The organism is Achromobacter sp. (assembly GCF_050285585.1).
In the GTDB taxonomy this organism is placed as follows: domain Bacteria; phylum Pseudomonadota; class Gammaproteobacteria; order Burkholderiales; family Burkholderiaceae_B; genus Achromobacter.
The window spans coordinates 1-21,870 of the sequence record NZ_JBLZXF010000048.1; the positions used below are offsets into that span (position 1 = coordinate 1).

Below are 21,870 nucleotides of genomic sequence, written 5' to 3' on the forward strand. Positions count from 1 at the left end.
CACCGCCACCTTCGAACCGCCGACCGAGGACGAAGTCCCGTTCGGCAAGAATCCGCGCTTCTAGCGCGGCGCGCGGCCCCGGCTGCCCGGCTGCTATCCGGGGCCGGAGTCGGCCAGGGCCGTCACACGGCGGCAAAAGCGAGCGGCGCCGCCGTCTTCTCCCGCAACGCGTCCCGCGAGACGCCGGGCGCCAACTCCTGCACGACCAGGCCTTCGCCCGTGACGTCCATTACCGCGAGGTCGGAGATGATCCGGTGCACCACGCCCCTGCCGGTCAGCGGCAGCGAGCACTGTTCCATGATCTTCATGCCGCCATCGCGCGTGTTGTGCTCCATAAGCACGATCACCCGGCGAGCGCCCCCGACCAGATCCATGGCGCCTCCCATGCCCTTGACCATCTTCCCCGGAATCATCCAGTTCGCCAGATCGCCCTGCGCGCTGACCTGCATCGCTCCCAGGATGGTGAGATCCATGTGCCCGCCCCGGATCATGGCGAACGACATGGACGAGGAACAGATCGATGCGCCGGGCGCCATCGTCACCGTCTGCTTGGCGGCGTCGATAAGATCGGGGTCGATTTCATCCTCGTACGGAGGCGGTCCGATGCCGATCAGCCCGTTCTCCGATTGAAGCCAGACCTGCATATCGGCGGGCACGTACTGCACCACTTTGGTGGGCAGCCCTATGCCCAGGTTCACGTAGTCGCCGTCGCGCAGTTCCCGCGCCGCGCGCGCCGCCATCTGTTCATGTGTCCAAGCCATCGCGCATTCTCCTTACTGGGGCCGTGAACGGAAACTCTTGCGCTCGACCCGCTTCTCCGGGTTGGGAACGACGACGATGCGATCGACGAAGATGCCCGGCAGGTGCACGTCATCGGGATCGATCTCTCCCTCGTCCACCAGCTCCTCCACCTCGGCTATCGTTACCGCGCCTGCCATCGCCACGTCGGGATTGAAATTGCGCGCGGTTCGCGCGAAGACGAGATTGCCGGACCGGTCTGCGCGTTTGGCCTTCACCAGCGAGACGTCCGCGCGCAGCGCCAGCTCCATGATGTAAGTCTGGCCGCCGAACTGCCGGGTCTCCTTGCCTTCCTCGACCACGGTGCCCACACCCGTTCTTGTAAAAAATGCCGGGATTCCCGCCCCGCCCGCCCGCAGGCGCTCGGCCAGCGTCCCTTGCGGGTTGAATTCCAGCTCCAACTCACCGCTCAGGTACTGTCTTTCGAACTCCTTGTTCTCGCCCACGTACGAGGCGATCATGCGCTTGATCTGGCGCGACTGCAGCAGCAGCCCCAATCCAAAGTCATCGACGCCGGCGTTGTTGCTGATGCAGGTGAGATCGCCGACGCCGCTTGCGCGCATCCCGGCTATCAACGCCGAGGGTATGCCGCAAAGGCCGAAGCCTCCCACGGCTATGGTTTGGCCGTCCGTGATCACCCCGTCCAGGGCGCCGGCCACATCTCCGTATATCTTTCTCATTCTCTAACCGAAGTAAGGGGGTTGAGTGCGTACCAACGCCTCAGATACTAGGGATTCGAGCAAGCCGGAACAATGGATTCGGCGCAACCTTATTGTGCAATTCTGCACAGCACTCAAGCGGGCGGGTGGAAAAGCGCCGGTTGTGATTCGACTTGCTCGCGGATGAAGCGCCAGGCGAACTGGTAGCGCTTGATTCTCAGCAGGTCTTCGGGCGCCGCGATCCACAGGCTGCGCGTGATGAGCGGCTTGTCGGGAAAAACACTGATCAGGTCGCCGCTCCGGATATTGGCGACATAGGGTGTGAGCAGCACCAGCCCGAGTCCGGCGGCGGCGGCCGAGCGCTGTGCCAGCACGCTGTTTGAGGTGAAGCAGCGCTTGGGTTCGGCGACCAGTTCTTCCAGCACGCGATAGCGCTCGCTGACCGAGCCATCATGGATGTAGTCCACGAAATCGTGCTCGGCGAGGTCGCCGAGTTCGCGGATCGGAGGATGGCTCTTCCGGTAGCCGGGCGAGCAGTACAGGAAGTAGTCGATCTGCGCGAGCCTGGCGACCTTGTACCGACCCATCTCCGGCGGATCGAGCGTGACCAGGATTTCGACCTCGCGCGTCACGAGGCTGGGAAACTGGGGCTGGGCCATCAACTCGATGCGCAGCCCCGGATGCTTCTGGCGCAGCTGGGCCATGCCCGGCGCAAGCACGTGTATGCCGAATGCCTCCGGCGTGCCCACTCGCACATTGCCCTTGATGAAGTCCGCGACCTCCAGGCTCTCCTCGACGGCAGCCAGCAGCGCGCTTTCCATCCTCTCGGCGTGGGGGATCAATGCATGGCCGGCGTCCGTCAGGGAGTAGCCGCTACGGCGACGGTCGAACAGCACCACCCGCAAGGTAGCCTCCAGCCTGTCGATGCGCCGCGACACCGTGGAGTGCTCGATGCCGAGCTTCTCTCCAGCATCGGAGATGGTTCCGAGCCGGGCCACGGCAAGGAAAACTCTCAGGTCGTTCCATTCAGGGTGCTTATCCATGGCTCATTGTGCATCAGCGCACAGTAAGGGTGCAACGGTGACCTTTGATAAAGCGAATGCGGATCGCACAATTGCGCCAGCAGTTGCACACAAGCACGCGTTCCCGCACCGAGCAGCAGCGCTCGTGCCGCCGAAAACGCCCGCCAAATCACGTGTATGGAGTTGGAGTCGAGAATGACTGAAAGCCACCGTTATAAGCATTACACGGCGATCGAATTCGACCGTCCCCTGGAACGCGTCCTGCGCCTGACGCTGAACAATCCCGAGCGCATGAATTCGCTGGATTCGCGGGGCCACGCCGAACTGGCGGAGGTCTGGCGCGAGATCGACACCGATCCGGACGTCAGCGCGGTGATCATACGCGGCGCAGGACGGGCTTTCTCGGCCGGCGGCGACTTCCGCATGCTGGAAGAGATCAATGACGATTTCAAGGCCAGGGCCCGCGTCTGGCGCGAAGCCCGCGACCTCGTCTACAACCTCATCAACTGTTCCAAACCCATCGTTTCCGCGATTCACGGCCCGGCGGTCGGCGCGGGCCTGGTAGCGGCCTTGCTGGCCGACATCTCGATCGCGGCCAGGTCCGCTCGCATCGTGGATGGACACACCAAGCTGGGCGTGGCCGCGGGCGACCATGCTGCCATCATCTGGCCCTTGCTCTGCGGCATGGCCAAGGCCAAATACCACCTGATGTTGTGCGAACCGGTGAACGGCGAGCAGGCCGAAGCCCTGGGCCTCGTCTCCTTGTGCGTCGACGACGACGCGCTCCAGGACAAGGCGCTGGAGATCGCGGGGAAACTCGCGGCGGGCGCGCCGGCCGCGCTACGGTGGACCAAGTACGCGCTGAACAACTGGCTGCGCCAGGCCGGCCCCATCTTCGACACTTCCCTGGCCCTGGAATTCATGGGTTTCGGCAGCCCCGAGGCGCGCGAGGGCGTGAGCGCGCTGCAGGAGCGGCGCGCGCCGAAGTTCGATCTGGACATCGCCATCTAGGCGGAGCGGCGCGCATGGAACCAATCAAAACGGTGGCCTTCGTCGGCGCTGGAAACATGGGCGGCCCAATGGCGCTCTGCGTGGCGCGCGCCGGTTTCGACGTCATGGTCTGCGATCTCGATCCCGCGGTGCGCGAGGGCTTTTCGCGCATCGGCATCCCCGCCACCGCCGATGTGACGGACTGCGCCGCGGCGGACGCGATCATCGTGCTGCTCGCCAATGACGCGCAGATCACGGGCGCGCTGCTCGGCGAGCGCGGGCTGGCCGGCGCCATTCCTGCCGGCCGGCGTCCCATCATATGCATGATGAGCACTACCCTGCCAGCAACGCTGCGCGCGCTGGAGGCGCCGCTGGCCGCGGCGGGCGCGCGCCTGCTCGACGCGCCCGTCAGCGGCGGCATCATCGGCGCGCGGGAAGGCACGCTCACCATCATGCTGGGCGGCAACCCCGTCGACCTCCAACAGACGCAGACGCTGATGCGCGCAATGGGAACGCGCATTTTCCATTGCGGCGCGCTGGGCTCGGCCGCGGTCGCCAAGATCATCAACAACATGCTGTGCGTGGCCAATATGTTCCTGACCGCCGAGGCCATCGAACTGGCGCAGGCGCATGGACTGCCCTTCGAAACCCTTGCGCCCATCCTGGATGTCAGCACCGGGAAGAACTTCCTGACGGCGGACGCGGCCGTGGGACGGGCGCAGTACCGCGCCTGGGCCCCGACCGAAGAGGCCTTTGCAGCCATCCACCGCATTGTCGGCAAGGACCTGCACCTGGCCCAGGCGCTGGGCGAACTGGCCAGCCTCGACCTCGGGCTGCTTAAGCAAGTCTCGCGCTATGTGGACGAAGGCGGCGGCGCCGCCGCCACCCGCTGGACCCGCGCCGGGCTGGTATCCGGCCCGGCATAACGACATACCGGACTTCCGGTACCAGCCGGCCCACGCCGGCAAACCACTACACCTATAAATACGGAGATAACAGGATGAAGAACCTCAACAGCGTTCTCGCCGCGGCATCGTTGACGGCGGCCTCCCTGCTGTCGGGCAGCGCCCACGCGCAGGAATCCAAAACCTTGATACTCGGCGTGTCGGCGCCGATGTCGGGCGCCGCAGCGACCTGGGGGCTGGGACAGGAATGGACCGCCAAGCAGGCCGCCCGGGAAATCAACGACGCGGGCGGCGTGAAGATCGGCGGCACCACCTACAAATTCGAGGTCCGCGCGTACGATAACAAGTACAACGCCGCCGAAGGCACCAAGGTCGCGCAGAACATCGTAAACCGCGACAAGTCGCGCTACGTCGTCGGCAGCATCGGCACCGCGCCCATCCTGGCGCTGCAATCGCTGACCGAGCGCAACCACGTCATTCTGTTCACGTCGGCCTGGGGCAAGACCGTCAAGGGGCCGACCAAGCCCTACACCCTGACCCAGTCCGCGACGCCGTTCGAGATCCTGGAGCCGCTGTACGCCTACGTCAAGGGCAAGCACGCCTCGATCAAGACCGTCGCCATGCTCAACCCCAACGATGCCACCGGCAAGGAAACCGAGCCGGTCGCGCAGCAGGCCTGGGAGAAACTGGGCGTCAAGGTAGTCTCCGTCAACTGGTACGAACGCGGCACCACCCAGTTCCAGCCCATCGCGCAGAAGCTGGCGGCGGCCAAGCCGGACGTCATCGACCTGGGCGTCTCCCCTCCCGCGGATGCGGGCGTCCTGTTCCGGGAGCTGGCTGTGCTGGGTTGGGACGGCGTAAAGGTGCAGCCGGTCGGCACCGGCGCGGCGCAACTCGTGGACATCGGCGGCAAGGCGGCCGATGGCGTCTACATGGGCTTCTCGGGCGATTATGCCGGCGCCCAGGCAACCAGCAAGCAGCGCGAACTCAACGAGGGGATGAAGAAGGCTGTCGGCGAATCGCTCAATCCGCTGCAGCTGGCGCCCTACGACTCCGTCTACGCCCTAAAGGCGGGCATGGAGGCGGCGCAGAGCATCGAGCCCGCCGAGATCCTGAAAGTCCTGCCCAAGATCGTTTTCGACACCTCCTACGGCAAGACCGCGTTCGGCGGCGAAGCCACTTACGGCTCGCCCCAGCAGCTGCTCGTCCCGGTCATGATCACGCAGATCCAGGACGGCAAGCTGGTCGAAGTGGAGCGCGTGGTTCCGCAAGAGCTCCAGCAACGCCTGGCCGCAGGCAAGTAAACAACACACCGGACGGTTACGAGTCGGGGGGAGACAAGTTGGACGTCTACATGCAATTGATCACGAACAGTATGCAGATCGCCGCGGCATACATACTGTTCTCGCTGGGCCTGACGCTGATCTTCGGCGTCATGCGGATCGTCAACTTCGCGCACGGGGAGTTCTTCACGCTGCCCTTGCTGGTCATGGGCGTGACGGTTCCGCTGCTCGCGAGCGCCCAATTGCCGCTGGTCGTGTCTTATGCGCTGGGCGGCGCGCTGGGAATCGCCGTGACGCTGCTGCTGGGAGGACTGATCTACAAGTTCGCCCTGCAGCGGTTCCAGCGCGACATGACCGGATCCTTCGTGGTGTCGGTCGGCCTCTCGCTCCTGCTCCAGGGCATTTTCCTGGAAGCCTTCGGCGGCGTTCCGAACAAGCTGCCCGCGCTGGTCGAAGGCACCGTGAACATCATGGGCGCCTACATCACCATCCAGCGGTTGATCATCACGTGCTGCGCGCTGCTGGTGGCCGCGCTTATGTGCTGGACCATTGTTTCCAGCCGCCTGGGCAAGGCCTTGCGCGCGGTTTCGGAAGACCACGAAGCGGCGATGCTGCAGGGCATTCCCTACCGCCGGATCGCCCTTGCCGGCTTTTTCATCGCCACCGCGCTCGCCGCGATCGCGGCCGTGCTGCTCTCACCCGTAACGGTTTCCAGCCCCATCATCGGCAGCGACTATCTCATCCGCGGCTTCATCGCGATCGTGATCGGCGGGCTGGGCAGCATTCCGGGCGCGATCCTCGGCAGCCTGCTGATTGCCGTGATCGAGAGCCTGGGCGGCTATTACTTCGATCCCACCTGGGCCACGATCACGATGTTCGCCCTGACCATGTTTGTACTACTCGTTCGCCCGAAGGGGATTCTCGGAAATGGCTAAACCGCTACTCGCTCCCGCAATCGCGTCGGCCGGCCTGGTGCTGCTGGCCGGCATCCTGCTCCAGGGCGGCGGCCTCACCGCCAGCCTGGTCCTGTGGCTGGCCATCAACGTATTGATCACGGCCAGCTTCCGTTTCGTCACCTTGATCGGCGAGCTCAACTTCGCCGTGGCCGGCTTCGTCGGCCTCGGCGCCTATATGGCGGGCGTCGGAACCGTATCGCTGCATTGGCCCTTCCTGCTCGCGCTGGCCGCCAGCGCCGTCTTCGCAGGACTGATCAGCCTGGTCTTCGGCTATATCACCCTGCGCGCCAAGGGCCCCTACTTCATGCTCATCAGCTTCGCTTTCACGGAAGTGATACGCATGATCTACACCAAGACCGAGGCGATCGGCGGAAGCTCCGGCATGGTCGGAATCTTTCCGCCCGCCTACCTCGACGGCTACCTCCCTGCCGTCGTCGTCGGGGTGGTAGTGCTGCTGCTGTGGACGCTCTGGTTCATCGAGAAGTCCGATTTCGGCAAAGTGCTGGTGGCCATACGCAACAACGACGCCATCGTCGAAACCGTGGGCATCAACGTGCATTTGGCCAAGGTGCTTTGCCTGGCGGTTTCTTCGTTCGTGGCCGGCATCGCCGGCGCCCTGCTGGCCTTCTCGAACAACGTGATCAGCCCCGGCGACTTCGGCTTCCTGCTCGCCGTGTACGCCCTGGCCTATCTGAAGGTCGGCGGCGAATCACACATCCTGGGCGCGGTGGTCGGCGCCATCGTGCTGACCTTGCTGGGACAGTTTGCCTTGAGCTTCGGCCCCTACGAGCACATCTTCTACGGCGCGGCCATCGTCATCTCGGTGCTGTTGCTGCCGGGCGGACTGATCGGGCTGGGCCGCTACCTCGACAAGCGCGCGCCCAGGCTGGCGGGCGCGGCGAAATCCCAAGCCTGAGGCCCCCATGGAAAACCAAGTACTACTCAAAGTCGACGGGATGAGCCGCCGTTTCGGCGGGCTGGTGGCGGTCAAGGAATTGAGCTTCGAAGTGCGCCAGGGCGAAATCCTGGGCCTCATCGGCCCCAATGGCGCCGGCAAAAGCACCACCTTCAACGTGGTCAGCGGTTATTACAAGCCGTCAGGCGGCAGGTTGAGCTTCCTGGGCCGGGACATCACCGGCCAGAGCGCTGCCCGGATCTCCCGCCAGGGCCTGGTCCGGACCTTCCAACACGACAGCATGCTGCGCGACATGAGCGTCTACGACAACATCGTCGTGGGCACTTTCGCGATGATCCGCAGCAAGGCCGAACGCGACGCACGGGTGCGTGAAACGGCGGCGTTGATGGGGCTGGGCGACGTGCTCGACGAGATCGCCGGCAACCTTTCCCACGGACTGCAGCGGCTGGTCAGCATTGCGATCGCGTTCGCCGCCCGGCCCAAGCTGCTCTGCCTGGACGAACCCCTGACCGGCCTCAATCAGACCGAAGCCGCCTCGGTGCTGGCCATCTTCCGCAGGATGCGCGAGGACCACGGCGTTTCGATACTGCTGGTCGAGCACAACATGAAGGCCGTCATGGACATTTGCGACCGCATCGTGGTGCTGGATTACGGCGTGTTTCTGGCCACCGGAAGTCCCGCCGAGATACAACGGGATCCGCGCGTGATTTCGGCCTATTTGGGGAAACGGCATGAACAATGACGGCAATGTGCTCGAAGTCGAGGACCTCTCGGTGATGTACGGCATCGTGCCCGCGGTCAGCGCGGCAAACTTCACGGTGCGGCGAGGTTCCATCTCCACCATCGTCGGCTCCAACGGCGCCGGCAAATCGACCATCATGAAGGCCTTGACCGGCCTGGTCGCCCCCTCTTGCGGCCGCGTCCGCTTCCTTGGCGAAGACGTCACCGGGATGGCGCCGGACGCGCTCGTGGCGCGCGGCCTGGTCCTGGTGCCGGAAGGACGGCGCCTGTTCAAGGCGATGACCGTGGGCGAGAACCTGGAGCTTGGGGCCTATCGGGAAAAGAGCCGGCACGCCATCCGGGAGGGAATGGCCGGCGTGCTGGAACGCTTCCCCGCCCTGAAGAGCCGGCTCAAGTCTCCAGCGGGCAGCCTCAGCGGCGGCCAGCAGCAGATGGTCGCGGTCGGACGCGCCCTGATGGCCCGACCACGGCTATTGCTGCTCGACGAACCCACGATCGGGCTTGCCCCGGCCATCGTCGACACCATCGCGCAGATCATCCAGGACATCGCGGCGGAAGGCGTGGACGTGATGCTGGTCGAACAGAATGCCGAAATGGCGTTGGAGATCGCCACCCACGCCTTCATTCTGGAACGCGGCGAGATCCAGCTTCAGGGCCTGGCCTCTGAACTCGCCCGCAGCGAGGCGGTGCGCAAGGCCTACCTGGGTATTTGATTGCCGGCGGCGCGACGCGCCATCCCTTTTTCCGTTGTTCCTGAGGAAACCATGCACAGACTCGAAGGAAAGGTCGCCTTTATCACGGGCGGCGGCGCCGGCATCGGCCGCGCCAGCGCATTGCTATTCGCCCAGGAAGGCGCGCAAGTCGTCATCGCCGAGCGCGACGCCGCCGCGGGCGAGGAAACGGTCGCCCTGGTGCACGCGCACACCGGCAGCCGCGCCCGCCTCCTGCAGACCGACGTCACCGAACCCGACAGCGTGGAAAAAGCGGTCAGCCAGACCGTTGCGGAATTCGGGCGCTTCGACGTGCTCTACAACAATGCCGGAGGCTCCACCGTCCGAGACAGCCGCGTGACCGACACGCCGTTCGAGGAGTTCTGGTCCAAGATGAAGCTGGACCTGTTCGGCACCTGGCTGGGATGCCGTTACGGCATCCAGGCGATGATGGACGCGGGCCATGGCGGCTCGGTCATCAATAGCACATCGATATTCGCCCTGATCGGCACCCACGGCAAGGACGCTTACACGGCCGCCAAGGGCGCGGTCAGCGCGCTGACCCGCTCCATGGCGGTGGAGTATGCCCGCCACCGGATCCGCGTCAACGCAGTCGCGCCGGGCGCGACCGCTACCGAGCGCGTGCTCAAACTGCTGAAGGATGATGGCGTCACGAGCAAATCCTTGGAAGGCCAGCTGTTCGGCCTGGTGCAGCCCGAGGACATCGCCCACGCGGCGCTGTACCTGGCCAGCGACGAGTCCCGGTCCACCACCGGTCACATTCTTGCCGTCGACGGCGGCTTGACCATTTCTTGAATCCGGCCGACGGCCGGCGCGCCCCAACGGAGCCACCATGTTTCGCCATATCGTGATGCTCAGCTTCAAGGCCCCGCTTTCCGCGCGAGACCATAAGGATATCGTCGACCAATGCCGGGCCATCAAGGAGGCGCTTCCCGGCATAATCGACCTGCGCTTCGTCGCCAACGCGTCGGACCGCGCCCGCTCCTACTCCCATGCTTTCGTGGCAGACTTCATCGACGCCGCCGCCCATGGTCGCTACCAGCAATCGCCGGTCCACGCGCCGCTGAAGCAGAAGGTCATGGCGCTCGGCCAACAGCTCATCGTGTTGGACTACGAAACCTGACCGCCGGCAAGGTCTTCCAGGACTAGCGGCAGCGGCGCCTCGCGGCGTCGGGCGGGCGCGCCCGGACACGGATCGGGCGCGCCTCATTTCCTGCGGGCTTGCCTGTAGAATCGAGTCTAATTTCATTTTGAGACTCGATGAACACGTCCGTTGATCCGTCCTCCGTAAAGCCGGGCATTCGCGAAGTGCGGGTGCTGTCGCGCGGGCTGACCATTCTTTCGGCGTTCGAGCCGAACAACGATTGGTTGAGCAATTCCGAGATCGCCGCGCTCACCGGCCTGCCCAAGCCGACTGTGTCGCGTCTTACCGCCAACCTGCTGGAGGCGGAGTACCTGCAGTATTCGGCCCGCCGGGCCGCCTACCGTCTGGGCACGGCCGTGCTCGCCCTCGGTTTCATCGCGGCCTCGAATCGCGACTTCGTCATGCTCGCACGCCCGCTGATGCAGCAGTTCGCGGACCAGCACCAGGTCTCGGTCGTGCTAGCGTCGCCCGACGCCAGCAGCATGGTCTGCAACGAAGTCGCGCATAGCCGGGACATGCTGTTCACGTTGCGCGTGCGGGCCGGCTCGCGCCTGCGCATGGACCGTTCGGCCCTGGGCCGGGCTTTGATCGGCGCCATGAGCGACGCCGAGCGCGCCGCCTTCATGGACAAACTCAGCGCCGCCGACCCTCAAGCCTGGGAGTTGCTCGACCGCGAAGTCCCTGCCGCGGTATCCCAAATGGCGAGCGACGGCTATTGCATCGCGGCCGGCACCCTGGAGGCCGGAACCAACGGCGCCGCGGTGGTCGTCGACACGCCGGAAGGGCCGCATACCTATGCGCTGGGCTGCGCTGCGCCGTCGAACTCCCTGGAACTGCCGCGGCTCAAACAGGCGGTGATCCCGGACCTGCTGGCCCTCAAGGCCAGGCTCGAAGCCGAACTCAGCAACATGCAGACGGAATGATCATGGTACGGACTCGCCAACTTACACCCGGCGCGCCCCGCGACGATGCGCAAGTGGATTCGCTGCGGCGCGGCCTGGAAGTGCTGCGCCTGTTCGACCTGCGCCACCGCAAGCTGTCGCTGGCGGACATCGCCCGTAAACTCGACCTGTCTCGCCCGACTACCGAAAAACTTGTCCAGACGCTGTTGTCCCACCATTTCCTGCAAGCCACGGGCAACGACAGCTACGAGCCCCACGCCGCCTGCCTGGCGCTGGGACGCGCGGCCAGGAAAGGCCTGGCCGCGAGCCAGGCTGCGCGCCCGCTCATGCGAGAGTTGTCGCAGCGCTTCGGCGTCCACGTCACCCTGAGCACGCGTGACCGGCTGCACATGCTGGTGGTCGAGCATTGCGTACCCGCCGGCCGCGTGCAGCTGGGGCTGACCAGCGGCGCGCGATTTCCCATGGCCAGCTCGGCCTCCGGACGCGCCTATCTCTGGGGACGGCCGCAGGACCAGCGCCAGGAGTTGCTCAGCCAGATCGAAGGCGAGATGCCCCCAGGCACCTCTCGCCAGCTCGCCGACGTCCAGGTCGCTTTTCGCGAGCTCGACGCGACGGGCTGGTGCCATGTCGCCGCGCCCGTCGCCACCCAGACCGCGTCGATCGCCACGCCGGTGAAGCCGGGCTCGGAGTTCGTGCTGGCCGCAATGGCCGTCGGCGGCGATGTCACCGAAGCCATTCTGCGTGACCAGGTAGCGCCCGCCTTGCTTGCCGTGGCGCAGCGCGTCGCGCTTGCGGCCGAAGAGGACGCCTAGCGGGCCCGGTCCAGGGCTTCTACCGCGTCACGCACCGCCCGCAAATGCTCGTCCGACGCGTGGGCGATGGCCTGGAACGCGGCCACGACGTCCAGGTGCGTCGCCAGGGTGTGCTGCTCCGCATCTCGCAGCAGGCGCTTGTGCATGCGCAACGCCTGGGCGGGATGACGCGCGATGCGGCGCGCCAGGTCGCCGGCGCGGCCGGCCAACGACTCATCGCATACCACCTCCGAGACCAGCCCGATGCGCCAGGCTTCCTGGGCATCGATGGGCTCGGCCGTAAAAGCCAGCTCCATGGCCTTGGAGCGACCAACCAGCCGCGGCAACATCCAGGCCCCGCCGTCGCCCGCCACGATACCCAGCCGGGCAAAACTCACCGAGAAGCGCGCACTGCGCGCGGCGATGCGGATATCGCAGAAACAGGCCAGATCGCAGCCCGCCCCGTAGGCCGGGCCATTCACGGCGGCGATGGTCGGAATCTCGATTTCCGCCAGCGCGGCGGGCAATTGGTGCACGGTCTCGCGGTAGCGCGCCTGCACCTGGGCGACGTCGCCGGCCGAAAAGCCCTCTCGTTGCGCCATCTGGCGCAGGTCTCCGCCGGCGCAGAAGGCCTTGCCTACGCCGGTGACGATCAGCACACGGGCCGAGGGATCGGCATTGACTCGCCTCACGTGGCTTGCCAGTTCCTGAAACTGTGAACCGTCGGAGAAGCGGTTCAAGGTGTCGGGATGGCAGAGACTGAGCGTGACGACGCCATCGTCATCGTCGCGCCGCACGAAATCCGGCTCGGAGGCCATGGCTATGCTCCTATCCACCGCGGCACGCGCTTCTCGGCAAAGGCCAGCGGCCCTTCGATCGCGTCGGCGCTGGAGTACACGCGCTCGTGATAGCGGCACGCCGCCTCCAGGCCGCGCTCGCATCCCAGGTCCATGGCCGCCCCGACACTCTTCTTGGCGGCCCACACGGTAAGCGGCGCATTGCCGGCGATCGTGCGCGCGATCGACTGCGCGCGGGCGCGCACCGCGTCGGCCGTGGCTTCGACGTAGTTAACGAAGCCCAATTGGTGAAAACGCTCGATCGGGTGCATTTCGCCGGTGAGCATCAGCTCCAGCATGAAGGGCTGCGGCAACATCCACAACATGGGCACTCCCCAGGGAGACCCTCTCCCCACCTTGGCCTCGGAAATGCCGCCCAGCGTGTCCCGCAGCCCGACCCGGATATCGCTGTTGGCGGCCAGGACCATGCCGCCGGCGGTGAAATGCCCCGTCATGGCGGCGATGATGGGCTTGGGCACGCGGCGCATGCGCTGGTGAAACGGATCGCGGAGCATCTGCAGCATGTCCTTGCCGGAATCGGCGCGCACCTGGGCAGCCTCCTTCAGGTCCATGCCGGCCGAGAAAACCCCGCAGTCGGCAGAGGTCAGGATCACCACGCGCACGGCGTCGTCGCGCTCAACCTCGTCCCACAGGTCCAACAGGCGCTCGCAGATGGCGATGGACAGTGCATTGCGTTGGGCAGGGCGGTCTATGCATATCGTGGCGATGCCATCTTGCACGGAATACAGAACTGGGGCGTCGTTTTTTTTCATGATGCTGGGCGGGCTCGCAAGTCAATGGGAATCAGGACGGTCAGACTGCGGGCCGCGCGCCGGACCGGCGCGCGGCCCGGTTTTCATTCGGGCTTGATGCCCGCTTCCCGGGTCAGCTTGCCATAGTGCGCGCTCTCCTCGGCGATGTACTTGCCGAAGGCCTGGGGCGCCATGGGCGGCAGCAGCTCGTAGCCTACGCCATCGATCTGCTTGCGAACCTCCGGCTGCGCGAGCGCGCCCGTAATTTCCCGGTTGAGCTTTTCTACGACGTCGGGAGGCGTTCCCGCGGGCGCGAACAACCCGTTCCAATTCCCGATCTCGAATCCCGGCAGGGCCTCCTTCATGGCGGGCACGCCGGGGAGTTTTTCCGATCGCGCCGGCGTGATGGCCAAGGGCTTGAGCTTGCCCGAAGTCATGTAGGCCAGGCCTGTGGAAAAATCGATGAACATCATCTGCGTCTGGCCGCCGAGCAGCTCGGACACGGCCTGGCCATAGGCCTTGTACGGGATCTCCGAGATATCGGTATGCGTCATCACACGGAAGGTGCTCCCCGTGATGCGCGTGGTGCTGTTGGCGTAGGGAAACGAGAGTTTCCCCGGGTTCGCCTTGGCGTAGGCGATGAGCTCCGCCACGGAATTCACCGGCACCGAAGGGTTGACCACGAGCGCGTGCGGAACCCCGCCGACGATGGCGACCGGCGCGAAATCCTTCAAGCCGTCATAGGAGATGTTCTTGAAGAAGTACTTGTTCGCGACCTGGGTGGTGTTGGTCCCGAACAGGAGGGTGTAGCCGTCGGCTTGAGCGCGGGCCACATATTCGCTGCCTATCATGCCGGTGGCGCCGGGTCGGTTCTGCACGATCAGCGGTTGGCCCAAACGCTTGGACAGCGAATCGGACAGTACCCGCGCCACCGCGTCGGTCGGACTGCCCGCGGCAAAGGGCACGACCACCGTAATCGGCTTTTCCGGATAGGCAGAAGCCGGGGCCGCCTGCGCGCCGTGTACGCATACTGTCAGCGCCATCAAACCCGTAAACAGGGAAAATCTCATCATCGTCTCCTAGAGTGGATCGGGGCCGTCTGGGCGTCCCTCGACAAAAAAACGCGGTTCATTCCTGCGGCCTGGTCTTGACCATGCGCAAGGGGTTGTAGGTCAACACGACGTCTCCGCGCTGGTTCACCACCCGGTTGGCGGTGCGCACCAAGCCGCGATCGGGCTTGCTGGTGGCCCGGGCCTCGACGACTTCGCACTCGACGTGGACCGTGTCGCCGGCGTTGGTGGGCCGGAGAACCTTGACATCCGCCTCCATGAACGCCATGCCCGTTCGCTGCATGGTGCTCTGCATCAGCAGTCCTTCCGCGATGCAGAACACGAGCGATCCGGGTGCGGGGCGAGAACCGATGACCGATTGCGAAGCGATGTAGTCCAGATTGGTGAACATTTCCTCCACCATGCCCACTGTGCCGATGAATAAGGTGATGTCGGCCTCGGTGATGGTCCGACCCAAGGTGCGGTAGCGGTAGCCCGGCTCCACGTCGTTCCAGTAAAAGCCCAGGCCCAACACCTCCAGCCCGTTCTCGTCCACATTGATCGATCTACGCATACTGTCTTCTCCTGGTTGTAGGGGGTTTGGCGTTCCTGTCAGATCACGCCAGCCTGGCGCAGCTCGGCCAGGTGGTCCGGCTCGATTCCCAATGACCGCAGGACCTCTTCGTTGTGCTGTCCCAACGCGGGCGGCGCGCCGGCGGGCTCCAGTGGGGTTTCTGAAAAGCGGATTGGATTACGCACGGTTGGCACCGGGCCGTAGACCGGATGCTCCAGTTCGGCCCGCATGCCGCGCGCGATCACCTGCTCGTCGGCGAAGACCTGATCCATGCCGTTGATGGGCCCGCCGGGGACTTGGGCCCGCTCCAGCAGAGCGGTCCAGTCGGCCAGGGCGCGCGAACGCGTCACCGGCACCAGCCAGGCATCCAGTTCCGCCCGGTTGAGCACGCGGGCGGAGATGGTGGCGAAACGCGGGTCGGTACCGACTTCCGGCTGCCCCACCGCCTGGCACAAACGCCGGAATTGAGTGTCGTTGCCCACGGCCAGAACCAGATGGCCGTCGGCAGCCGGATAGACGGCGTACGGCGCGATATTGGGATGGCCGCTGCCCATGCGCCGGGGCACCTGGCCGCTGACCAGGAAGTTCATCGATTGGTTCACCAGCGAACCCACCATGCAGTCCAGCAGGCTGATGTCGATGTGCTGCCCGCCACGGCCACGATCGCGGTGCTGCAAGGCGGCAAGGATAGCGGTGGTCGCGTACATGCCCGCCAACAGATCGGCCACCGCGACGCCCGCGCGTTGGGGGCCGCCGCCGGGCAGCTCGTCGCGCTCACCCGTCACGCTCATCAGGCCGCCCATTCCCTGTATCAGGTAGTCGTAGCCGGCGCGGTCCTTGTAGGGACCCGTCTGTCCGAAGCCGGTCACCGAACAATAAACAAGCTGCGGATTGATCTCGCGCAGCGCCGCGTAGTCCAGGCCATATCTTTTCAATGCGCCAACCTTGTAGTTCTCGACGAACACGTCCGCATTGCGCGCCAGCTCGCGCACGATTTCCTGGCCCCGCGGATGGGAGAAATCGATGGCCAGGGATTTCTTGCCGCGGTTGCAGCTCATGAAATAGGCGGCATCTCCATCCATGCCGGTGCCGCGGTCCTTGAGAAAGGGCGGCCCCATCTGTCGCGTATCGTCGCCGACTCCCGGCTTCTCCACCTTGATGACCTCGGCGCCCAGGTCGGCCAGGTTCTGCGTGGCCCAAGGGCCGGCCAGAATGCGGGAGAGGTCCAGGACGCGGATATGGCTCAACGGTTTCTGCATAGTGGTCTCGGTGCTAGCGGCTGATGCCGGACGAAATGGTCGGTTCATCGATGGATTCAGGAACATCGGCCAACGCCGCGTCATCCTGGACGATATCGGCGATGAGCTCGCCCTCGCGCACGCTGTCGCCAGGCCCATAGCGCAGAAACGCCACGGAGCCCTCGACATCGGCCACGATCGAATACTCCATCTTCATGGCTTCGATAACGGCCAGAATGTCTCCGGGCCGCACGCGATCCCCCTGCCGCACCGCCACGGCCGCGATGACGCCGGACATCGGCGCCGTCGCGGCGCCAGCCGCCTGGGCGCTGCCGTCGCGTCCCTGCGGAATCGGCCGCAAGGTGTAGTGGTCGCCCGCCACCTGCAGATGCCAGCCATCCTCCGCCGGGCAGGCGTCCCAGCGCCACCCGTCGACGCTACCGCCCGCGCCGTCGTCATCGCTCGACACGCTCCAGCTTTTCCCTTCGTGATTCGCCCGGACGTTGCCCTTTTCGATTTCCCGCAGCGCAGCCCAGGCGGGCTCGGCATCCAGCACGAAATGCACGGCCCCGAAAGGCGCCCCCGGGTCGAGGAAGCGCCGGTCCGCCGCCCCCCAAGGCGTGCCGGCGAGCCAGGGCGAAGCGCGGTGCGCCCGCGCTGGCAGGGATAGCGCGGCCCCTACCGCCGTGGCCGCCCCGCGGCTGCATGGCATTTGCAACGCCTTGCGCTCATCCAGATAGCGCGTGTGGACTTCGCCCGCCTGCACGGCCGGATCGTCGAGCAGGCGCAACAGGTAGCCGACGTTGCTGGTCACGCCCAGCAGCGCCGTCCGGCCCAGGCCCGCCTTCAACGCGGCCAGCGCGGCAGGACGATCGACGGCGCTGGCGATGATCTTGGCCACCATGGGATCGTAGAAGGGCGGCACTTCGCCACAGCCGTCCAGGCCGGCGTCGACCCGCAGGCCGACGGGCCAGCGTGCGCGCGTCACGGTCCCGGGCGCGGGGCGGAAGTCGTTGGCTGGGTCTTCGGCGTAGATCCGGGCCTCGACGGCATGCCCGCGGCACGCAATGTCGGACTGCGCCAGTGGTAGATCCTGCCCTGCCGCCACGCGCAGTTGCCACTCGACCAGGTCCAGCCCCGTGACCGCCTCGGTGACCGGATGCTCGACCTGCAGGCGCGTGTTCACCTCCAGGAAGTAGCTGTTGAAATCCCGGTCCACGATGAACTCGAAGGTTCCGGCGTTGCGGTAGTTCAAGCTTCGGGCGCCTTGTACGGCCGCTTCCAGCAACCGCTGGCGTGCCTGCTCGGGCAGGCGCGGCGCCGGCGCTTCCTCGATGACTTTCTGGTGCCGGCGCTGCAGCGAGCATTCGCGCTCATACAGGTGCACCACATTGCCGCGACCATCGCCGAACACCTGGACCTCGATGTGGCGAGGTTCCTCGATGTACCGCTCCACGATCATCCGCCCATCGCCGAAACTGTTGCGGGCCACTCGGATGGCCGACTCGATGATCCGCGGCAGATCATCATGCCGAGTGATGATCTGCATACCCTTGCCGCCGCCCCCGGCGGACGGCTTGAGCAAGATAGGAAGTTCAATGGCGCGCGCCAAGGCCGCGATGTCGGCGGGATCGTCGCTGGCGTCGTCGGTTCCGGGCACGACCGGCACCCCGGCCGCGCGCATCAACGCCTTCGCCCGGGCCTTGTCCCCCAGCGCCGCGATGGTCGCGGGCGCCGGACCGATGAAGGCCATGCCCGCCGCCTCCACGGCCCCCGCGAAATCGCTGTTTTCGGAGAGAAAGCCGTAGCCCGGATGGACCGCCTCGCATGCCGTTTCGCGGGCGGCCTGGAGCAGCTTCGCGACATTCAGATAGCTTTCGGCGGCGGCGCCCGCGCCCAGCAGTACCGCGCGGACCGCCCCGCGCAGGTGCGCAGCGTCCGCATCCGCCAGCGAGTACACCGCCACGTACTCCACGCCCAGGCGCCGGCAGGTGCGCGCAATACGGCAGGCGATCTCGCCCCGGTTCGCAATGAGGATTCTTTTGAACATGGCTACATCCGGAACACGCCAAAGCGCGTGGATTCTTTCGGTCCGCCCGCCGCCAGGGCCAGGCCCAGCGTCAGCCAGGCCCGCGTGTCGGCGGGTTCGATCACACTGTCCACCCACAGGCGGGACGCCGCGTGCAGGGCCGTGCTTTCCGCGCCATAGGTATCGCGGACCGGCGCCTTGAAGGCTTCGGCCTCTTCCGGACCGAAGTGCTTGCCCTGGCGGGCAAGCTGTTCGGCGCGCACGAGCGCCAGCACGGTGGCGGCCTGTTCTCCGCCCATGACCGAAGTCCTGGCGTTGGGCCACATGGCCATGAGCCGCGGGCCGAACGCGCGGCCGCACATCGCATACGCGCCCGCTCCATAGCTGCCGCCGACGATGACGCTGAACTTGGGAACCCGGGCGGTAGCCACGGCATTGACCATCTTGGCGCCGTCCTTGGCGATCCCACCCTGCTCATACTGCACGCCGACCATGAAGCCGCTGATGTTGTGCAGGAACACCAGCGGGATGTCTTCCTGGCAGCACAACTCGATGAAGTTGGCGGCCTTCTGCGCGCTCTGGCCGAACAGCACGCCGTCGTTGGCGAGCACGCCCACGGGGTAGCCGCCGATGGCGCCCGTGCCGCAGATCAGGGTAGTGCCGTAGCGCTCGCGGTACGGCAGCAGTTCGCTGCCGTCCAGCAAGCGCGCCAGCACGTCGCGCATCGGAATCGGCTGTTTGGGATTGGCGGGGACAAGGCCGGGCAACTCGGCCGGATCGTAGCGCGGGGGCCGACACTCGCGGACGGGCGGCGCAAGGGCGGCCGCCTCGCAACGGCCCACAATGCCGCGCACCAGTTCGAGCGCATGCCGCTCGTCGTGCGCGAAATGATCTGCCACGCCCGACAGGCGGGTGTGCACGTCCGCGCCCCCGAGAGCCTGGGCGTCGACCACTTCACCCGTGGCCGCCTGGACCAGCTGAGGGCCGCCCAGGTAGATCATGCCGGCCTGGTCGACGATCACCGTCTCGTCGCACATCGCGGGAATGTAGGCGCCGCCCGCGGTGCATGCGCCCAACACCGCCGCGACCTGCTTCAGGCCCAGGGCGGACATCTCGGCGATGTTGCGGAAGATCTTGCCGAAGTGCTGTTCGTCCGGAAAGATGTCGCCCTGCAAAGGCAGATAGGCGCCGCCCGAATCCACTAGATAGATGCAAGGCAGGCCGTTCTCGCGGGCGATGGCCTGCGCGCGCAGCTGCTTCTTAATAGTCAGCGGGTAATAGGTTCCGCCCTTGACCGTCGCATCGTTGGCCATAACCATGCAGGCCCGCCCGGCCACCACGCCCACGCCCGTGATGATTCCGGCGCCGGGCGATTGGCCCTCGTACGCGCCCTCGGCCACGTATTGGCCCACTTCCAGGAATGGCGTGCCGGGATCCAGCAAGGTATTGACTCGCTCGCGCGGCAGCAGTTTGCCGCGCGCCAGGTGAGCCTGGCGCGCGCGCTCGCCGCCGCCGGCCGCCACGCGCTCTTGCGCCGCGATCAACGGGGCGCGCAATTGCTCATATGCCTGGACGTTCGCGACGAACTCCGGACTGCCCGACCAGGAACGGGATGGAAGAATAGCCATGTGTGGGATACCGCCAGGGTAGGGGTTGCGGAAGATCAGCGCGGTTCGCGCACCGGCAAGCGCAGCAGGGCATGCCCCAACGACTTCCCGGTCTGGTCCAGCCGCAAGGTGCGGGTCGCGCCGCCGCCCAGCGCATGGCGCATGATCACGACCAGGGCGCCGATGTTGTCCATGGGATGGCACTCGACCTCCCCCCGGACCCAGTCCCCATACAGTGCCTTGACGTCGGCGGGCGTGACGCTGGCCCGCAGGCGCGCGTATTCGACGGGGCCGCGGGCTACCAGGCCGACGCTGCACACGTCTCCCTTGTCGCCGGAGCGGACATAGGCGATATCTTTCACTTGTAGGGTCATCAGGGCTCTCCTCAGGCCACCAGGATTTCGGTCGTCTGCACGACGGCGTCGCGCGGAATCAGCGTCGGCCACAGGGAGATAACGGGCCGCGGCTTCATCGGCGTGCCGAAGGACGTGCCGCCCGGCCCCATGATCCAGAGGTTCGTGCCCGCCCTGCGTACCTTTTCGGCCTCTTCCGCGCTACGGGTCCGCACCGCGCAGCGCAAACCCACTTCGGGCAGTTCATTGGCCCGTTCCCGGCCCGGAAAAGCGGCCGCTGGCCCATGCAAGGTATTGAGGCCGATGAAATCGAAGTGGATCTGGTCCGCTGCCAGGCCCATGCGCTCGAACCGTTCGAGCAGGGTCTCGCGCGCCTTGACGGCGCGGTCATAGGCATAGGGCCAAGGGAAGAAGGCCATGGTTTCGCCTATCCAGCCGTCCTGGTACCCGACCACCAGCTTCCAGAGGTCCGGCGCGACTTCTCCGCGCACACCGCTGACGCGCACGCGGTCCATGCCATCGTCCGCCAGCCGCAGGGACGTGAAGTCGGCCACGGCGTCCGGCATGAGGTAGCGGCGCGGATCGCCCACCTCGTAGACCAGATGCTCTTTGACCGTCCACTGGTCGATGCGGCCGCCGGTCCCTGGCAGCTTGGTCACGATGGCCTCGGCGTCCTCTCCCACCTCCAGGATGGGAAAACCGGCGCGGCCCATGTGCGGCATGTCGGCAAAGCGCGAGGACATGCCGCCCGAGCATCCCGCCGCGCACTCGACGATGTGGCCCAGCGTCACAGCCGCGGCAAAACGGTCCGTGTGCTGCGCGTCGCGGAGCCAACCGAACTCATGCGCCAGCGGCCCGACGTACAGGGCGTTGTCCGACACCCGGCCGGCGATCACTACGTCGGCGCCGCCCTCCAGGCCTTCGACGATGCCGGAGCTATCGGTGTAGACGTTGGCGCACACGACCCGGTCACGGATCGCCGCGAAATCGTCGTCGCCCGTATCCATGTTGCGCAGGGAGATCCCCTGCCCCATCAGGCCATCGAGCTTGTCCAGCATGTCGTCGCCCTCGACCAGGGCGATCCGCGCACCGGCGAGTCCGGCCTGGCGCGCGCCTTCGGCGATGCGCCGGGCGGCCGCGCGCGGGTTCACGCCACCGCCGTTGGAGATCAGCTTCGTGCCCGCTGCGGTCGCGCGCGGCAACAGATTGATCATGGTCTGCACCGCGTCCGGCACGTAGCCCGTGTCGGGCCGCTTGAGCTTTTGCCGCTGCAGCAGCGCCATCGTCAGCTCAGCCAGATAGTCGAAGCAGAGGTAATCCAGATTCCCTCGCTCCAGCAATTCCTCGGCGGGATCCTGGGCATCTCCCCAGAACCCGGAACCGGCTCCCAGCCTCACGCTTTTGGCCATTCCTGTCTCCTTGTCCTTTCTTTCTAATTTCATTTTGATTAGTTAAATTTCATTTTAATTTATAGCAGCGCGGAACGTCAAGCGGCGTTTCATGCAGCGAGCCGCGGCAACTTGCCCCCACCGCGCGAGCCACGCAAAATGGCGCCTGGCCTGTCGTTCCCGAACGCGTCCTTCCGTCCTCGGAT

General features: G+C 65.9%; 23 protein-coding genes. 11 read left to right on the plus strand and 12 right to left on the minus strand.

Going from position 1 to position 21,870, the window contains the following annotated elements; genetic code table 11:
* Window positions 1-122: 122 nt before the first annotated feature.
* The 3 genes from ACN6PJ_RS29065 to ACN6PJ_RS29075 all read right to left on the minus strand — a co-directional run bounded on the left by ACN6PJ_RS29065 (window position 123) and on the right by ACN6PJ_RS29075 (window position 2,500).
* A complete protein-coding gene (locus ACN6PJ_RS29065) occupies window positions 123-761 on the minus strand; it encodes a CoA transferase subunit B (RefSeq protein ID WP_088447026.1) in 639 nt (212 codons plus the stop codon).
* A 12-nt stretch (window positions 762-773) separates the two neighbouring features.
* A complete protein-coding gene (locus ACN6PJ_RS29070; protein WP_088147455.1) occupies window positions 774-1,478 on the minus strand; it encodes a CoA transferase subunit A in 705 nt (234 codons plus the stop codon).
* Window positions 1,479-1,591: 113 nt separating this feature from the next.
* Window positions 1,592-2,500 (minus strand): LysR family transcriptional regulator, encoded by a 909-nt coding sequence (locus ACN6PJ_RS29075; RefSeq protein ID WP_062683918.1) that lies wholly within the window; start codon window positions 2,498-2,500, stop codon window positions 1,592-1,594.
* A gap of 174 nt (window positions 2,501-2,674) precedes the next feature.
* On the opposite strand from ACN6PJ_RS29075, the gene ACN6PJ_RS29080 reads away from it, so the two are divergent.
* The 11 genes from ACN6PJ_RS29080 (at window position 2,675) to ACN6PJ_RS29130 (ending at window position 11,859) form a co-directional block, all read left to right on the plus strand.
* Entirely contained in the window at window positions 2,675-3,490 is an 816-nt protein-coding gene (locus tag ACN6PJ_RS29080) for an enoyl-CoA hydratase/isomerase family protein (protein WP_062683919.1), read from the plus strand.
* Window positions 3,491-3,504: 14 nt separating this feature from the next.
* Window positions 3,505-4,395: an NAD(P)-dependent oxidoreductase gene (locus ACN6PJ_RS29085; protein WP_062683920.1), complete on the plus strand. Its 891-nt coding sequence runs from the start codon at window positions 3,505-3,507 to the stop codon at window positions 4,393-4,395.
* Window positions 4,396-4,469: 74 nt separating this feature from the next.
* Window positions 4,470-5,678, plus strand: coding sequence for an ABC transporter substrate-binding protein (locus tag ACN6PJ_RS29090; protein ID WP_062683921.1), 1,209 nt, complete (start codon window positions 4,470-4,472; stop codon window positions 5,676-5,678).
* A gap of 50 nt (window positions 5,679-5,728) precedes the next feature.
* Window positions 5,729-6,592 (plus strand): branched-chain amino acid ABC transporter permease, encoded by an 864-nt coding sequence (locus tag ACN6PJ_RS29095; RefSeq protein WP_088147513.1) that lies wholly within the window; start codon window positions 5,729-5,731, stop codon window positions 6,590-6,592.
* Window positions 6,585-7,529, plus strand: coding sequence for a branched-chain amino acid ABC transporter permease (locus ACN6PJ_RS29100; protein WP_088447025.1), 945 nt, complete (start codon window positions 6,585-6,587; stop codon window positions 7,527-7,529). The genes ACN6PJ_RS29095 and ACN6PJ_RS29100 overlap by 8 nt, the downstream gene beginning before the upstream one ends.
* 7 nt (window positions 7,530-7,536) lie before the next feature.
* The gene (locus tag ACN6PJ_RS29105) at window positions 7,537-8,271 is read left to right on the plus strand and encodes an ABC transporter ATP-binding protein (RefSeq protein ID WP_088447024.1); all 735 of its coding nucleotides are present in this window, start codon (window positions 7,537-7,539) and stop codon (window positions 8,269-8,271) included.
* Complete coding sequence (locus ACN6PJ_RS29110) at window positions 8,261-8,983, plus strand: ABC transporter ATP-binding protein (protein WP_088447023.1); 723 nt, start codon at window positions 8,261-8,263, stop codon at window positions 8,981-8,983. The genes ACN6PJ_RS29105 and ACN6PJ_RS29110 overlap by 11 nt, the downstream gene beginning before the upstream one ends.
* A gap of 51 nt (window positions 8,984-9,034) precedes the next feature.
* A complete protein-coding gene (locus ACN6PJ_RS29115) occupies window positions 9,035-9,796 on the plus strand; it encodes an SDR family NAD(P)-dependent oxidoreductase (protein ID WP_088447022.1) in 762 nt (253 codons plus the stop codon).
* 37 nt (window positions 9,797-9,833) lie between these two features.
* The gene (locus ACN6PJ_RS29120) at window positions 9,834-10,124 is read left to right on the plus strand and encodes a Dabb family protein (protein ID WP_062683926.1); all 291 of its coding nucleotides are present in this window, start codon (window positions 9,834-9,836) and stop codon (window positions 10,122-10,124) included.
* A gap of 137 nt (window positions 10,125-10,261) precedes the next feature.
* Window positions 10,262-11,068, plus strand: coding sequence for an IclR family transcriptional regulator (locus tag ACN6PJ_RS29125; RefSeq protein ID WP_088447021.1), 807 nt, complete (start codon window positions 10,262-10,264; stop codon window positions 11,066-11,068).
* 2 nt (window positions 11,069-11,070) lie between these two features.
* Window positions 11,071-11,859: an IclR family transcriptional regulator gene (locus ACN6PJ_RS29130; RefSeq protein ID WP_088447020.1), complete on the plus strand. Its 789-nt coding sequence runs from the start codon at window positions 11,071-11,073 to the stop codon at window positions 11,857-11,859.
* Here the strand turns inward: ACN6PJ_RS29130 and ACN6PJ_RS29135 are convergent.
* The 9 genes from ACN6PJ_RS29135 to ACN6PJ_RS29175 all read right to left on the minus strand — a co-directional run bounded on the left by ACN6PJ_RS29135 (window position 11,856) and on the right by ACN6PJ_RS29175 (window position 21,685).
* A complete protein-coding gene (locus ACN6PJ_RS29135; RefSeq protein WP_062683929.1) occupies window positions 11,856-12,656 on the minus strand; it encodes an enoyl-CoA hydratase-related protein in 801 nt (266 codons plus the stop codon). The genes ACN6PJ_RS29130 and ACN6PJ_RS29135 overlap by 4 nt on opposite strands.
* Before the next feature lie 2 nt (window positions 12,657-12,658).
* Window positions 12,659-13,447, minus strand: coding sequence for an enoyl-CoA hydratase/isomerase family protein (locus tag ACN6PJ_RS29140; RefSeq protein ID WP_088447019.1), 789 nt, complete (start codon window positions 13,445-13,447; stop codon window positions 12,659-12,661).
* 83 nt (window positions 13,448-13,530) lie between these two features.
* Window positions 13,531-14,496: a Bug family tripartite tricarboxylate transporter substrate binding protein gene (locus ACN6PJ_RS29145; protein ID WP_062683931.1), complete on the minus strand. Its 966-nt coding sequence runs from the start codon at window positions 14,494-14,496 to the stop codon at window positions 13,531-13,533.
* A 58-nt stretch (window positions 14,497-14,554) separates the two neighbouring features.
* Window positions 14,555-15,049: an FAS1-like dehydratase domain-containing protein gene (locus ACN6PJ_RS29150; protein WP_087881408.1), complete on the minus strand. Its 495-nt coding sequence runs from the start codon at window positions 15,047-15,049 to the stop codon at window positions 14,555-14,557.
* 38 nt (window positions 15,050-15,087) lie between these two features.
* On the minus strand, window positions 15,088-16,308 hold the full coding sequence (locus ACN6PJ_RS29155) for a CaiB/BaiF CoA transferase family protein (RefSeq protein ID WP_185805510.1): 1,221 nt from the start codon (window positions 16,306-16,308) through the stop codon (window positions 15,088-15,090).
* A gap of 13 nt (window positions 16,309-16,321) precedes the next feature.
* Window positions 16,322-18,337, minus strand: coding sequence for an acetyl/propionyl/methylcrotonyl-CoA carboxylase subunit alpha (locus ACN6PJ_RS29160; protein ID WP_088447018.1), 2,016 nt, complete (start codon window positions 18,335-18,337; stop codon window positions 16,322-16,324).
* Window positions 18,338-18,339: 2 nt separating this feature from the next.
* Window positions 18,340-19,944: a carboxyl transferase domain-containing protein gene (locus ACN6PJ_RS29165; RefSeq protein ID WP_062683934.1), complete on the minus strand. Its 1,605-nt coding sequence runs from the start codon at window positions 19,942-19,944 to the stop codon at window positions 18,340-18,342.
* Between the two features lie 35 nt (window positions 19,945-19,979).
* Window positions 19,980-20,297: an AtuA-related protein gene (locus ACN6PJ_RS29170; protein ID WP_062683935.1), complete on the minus strand. Its 318-nt coding sequence runs from the start codon at window positions 20,295-20,297 to the stop codon at window positions 19,980-19,982.
* Window positions 20,298-20,308: 11 nt separating this feature from the next.
* Window positions 20,309-21,685, minus strand: a complete 1,377-nt coding sequence (locus tag ACN6PJ_RS29175; protein WP_062683936.1) for an acyclic terpene utilization AtuA family protein — start codon at window positions 21,683-21,685, stop codon at window positions 20,309-20,311.
* Between the last annotated feature and the right edge of the window lie 185 nt (window positions 21,686-21,870).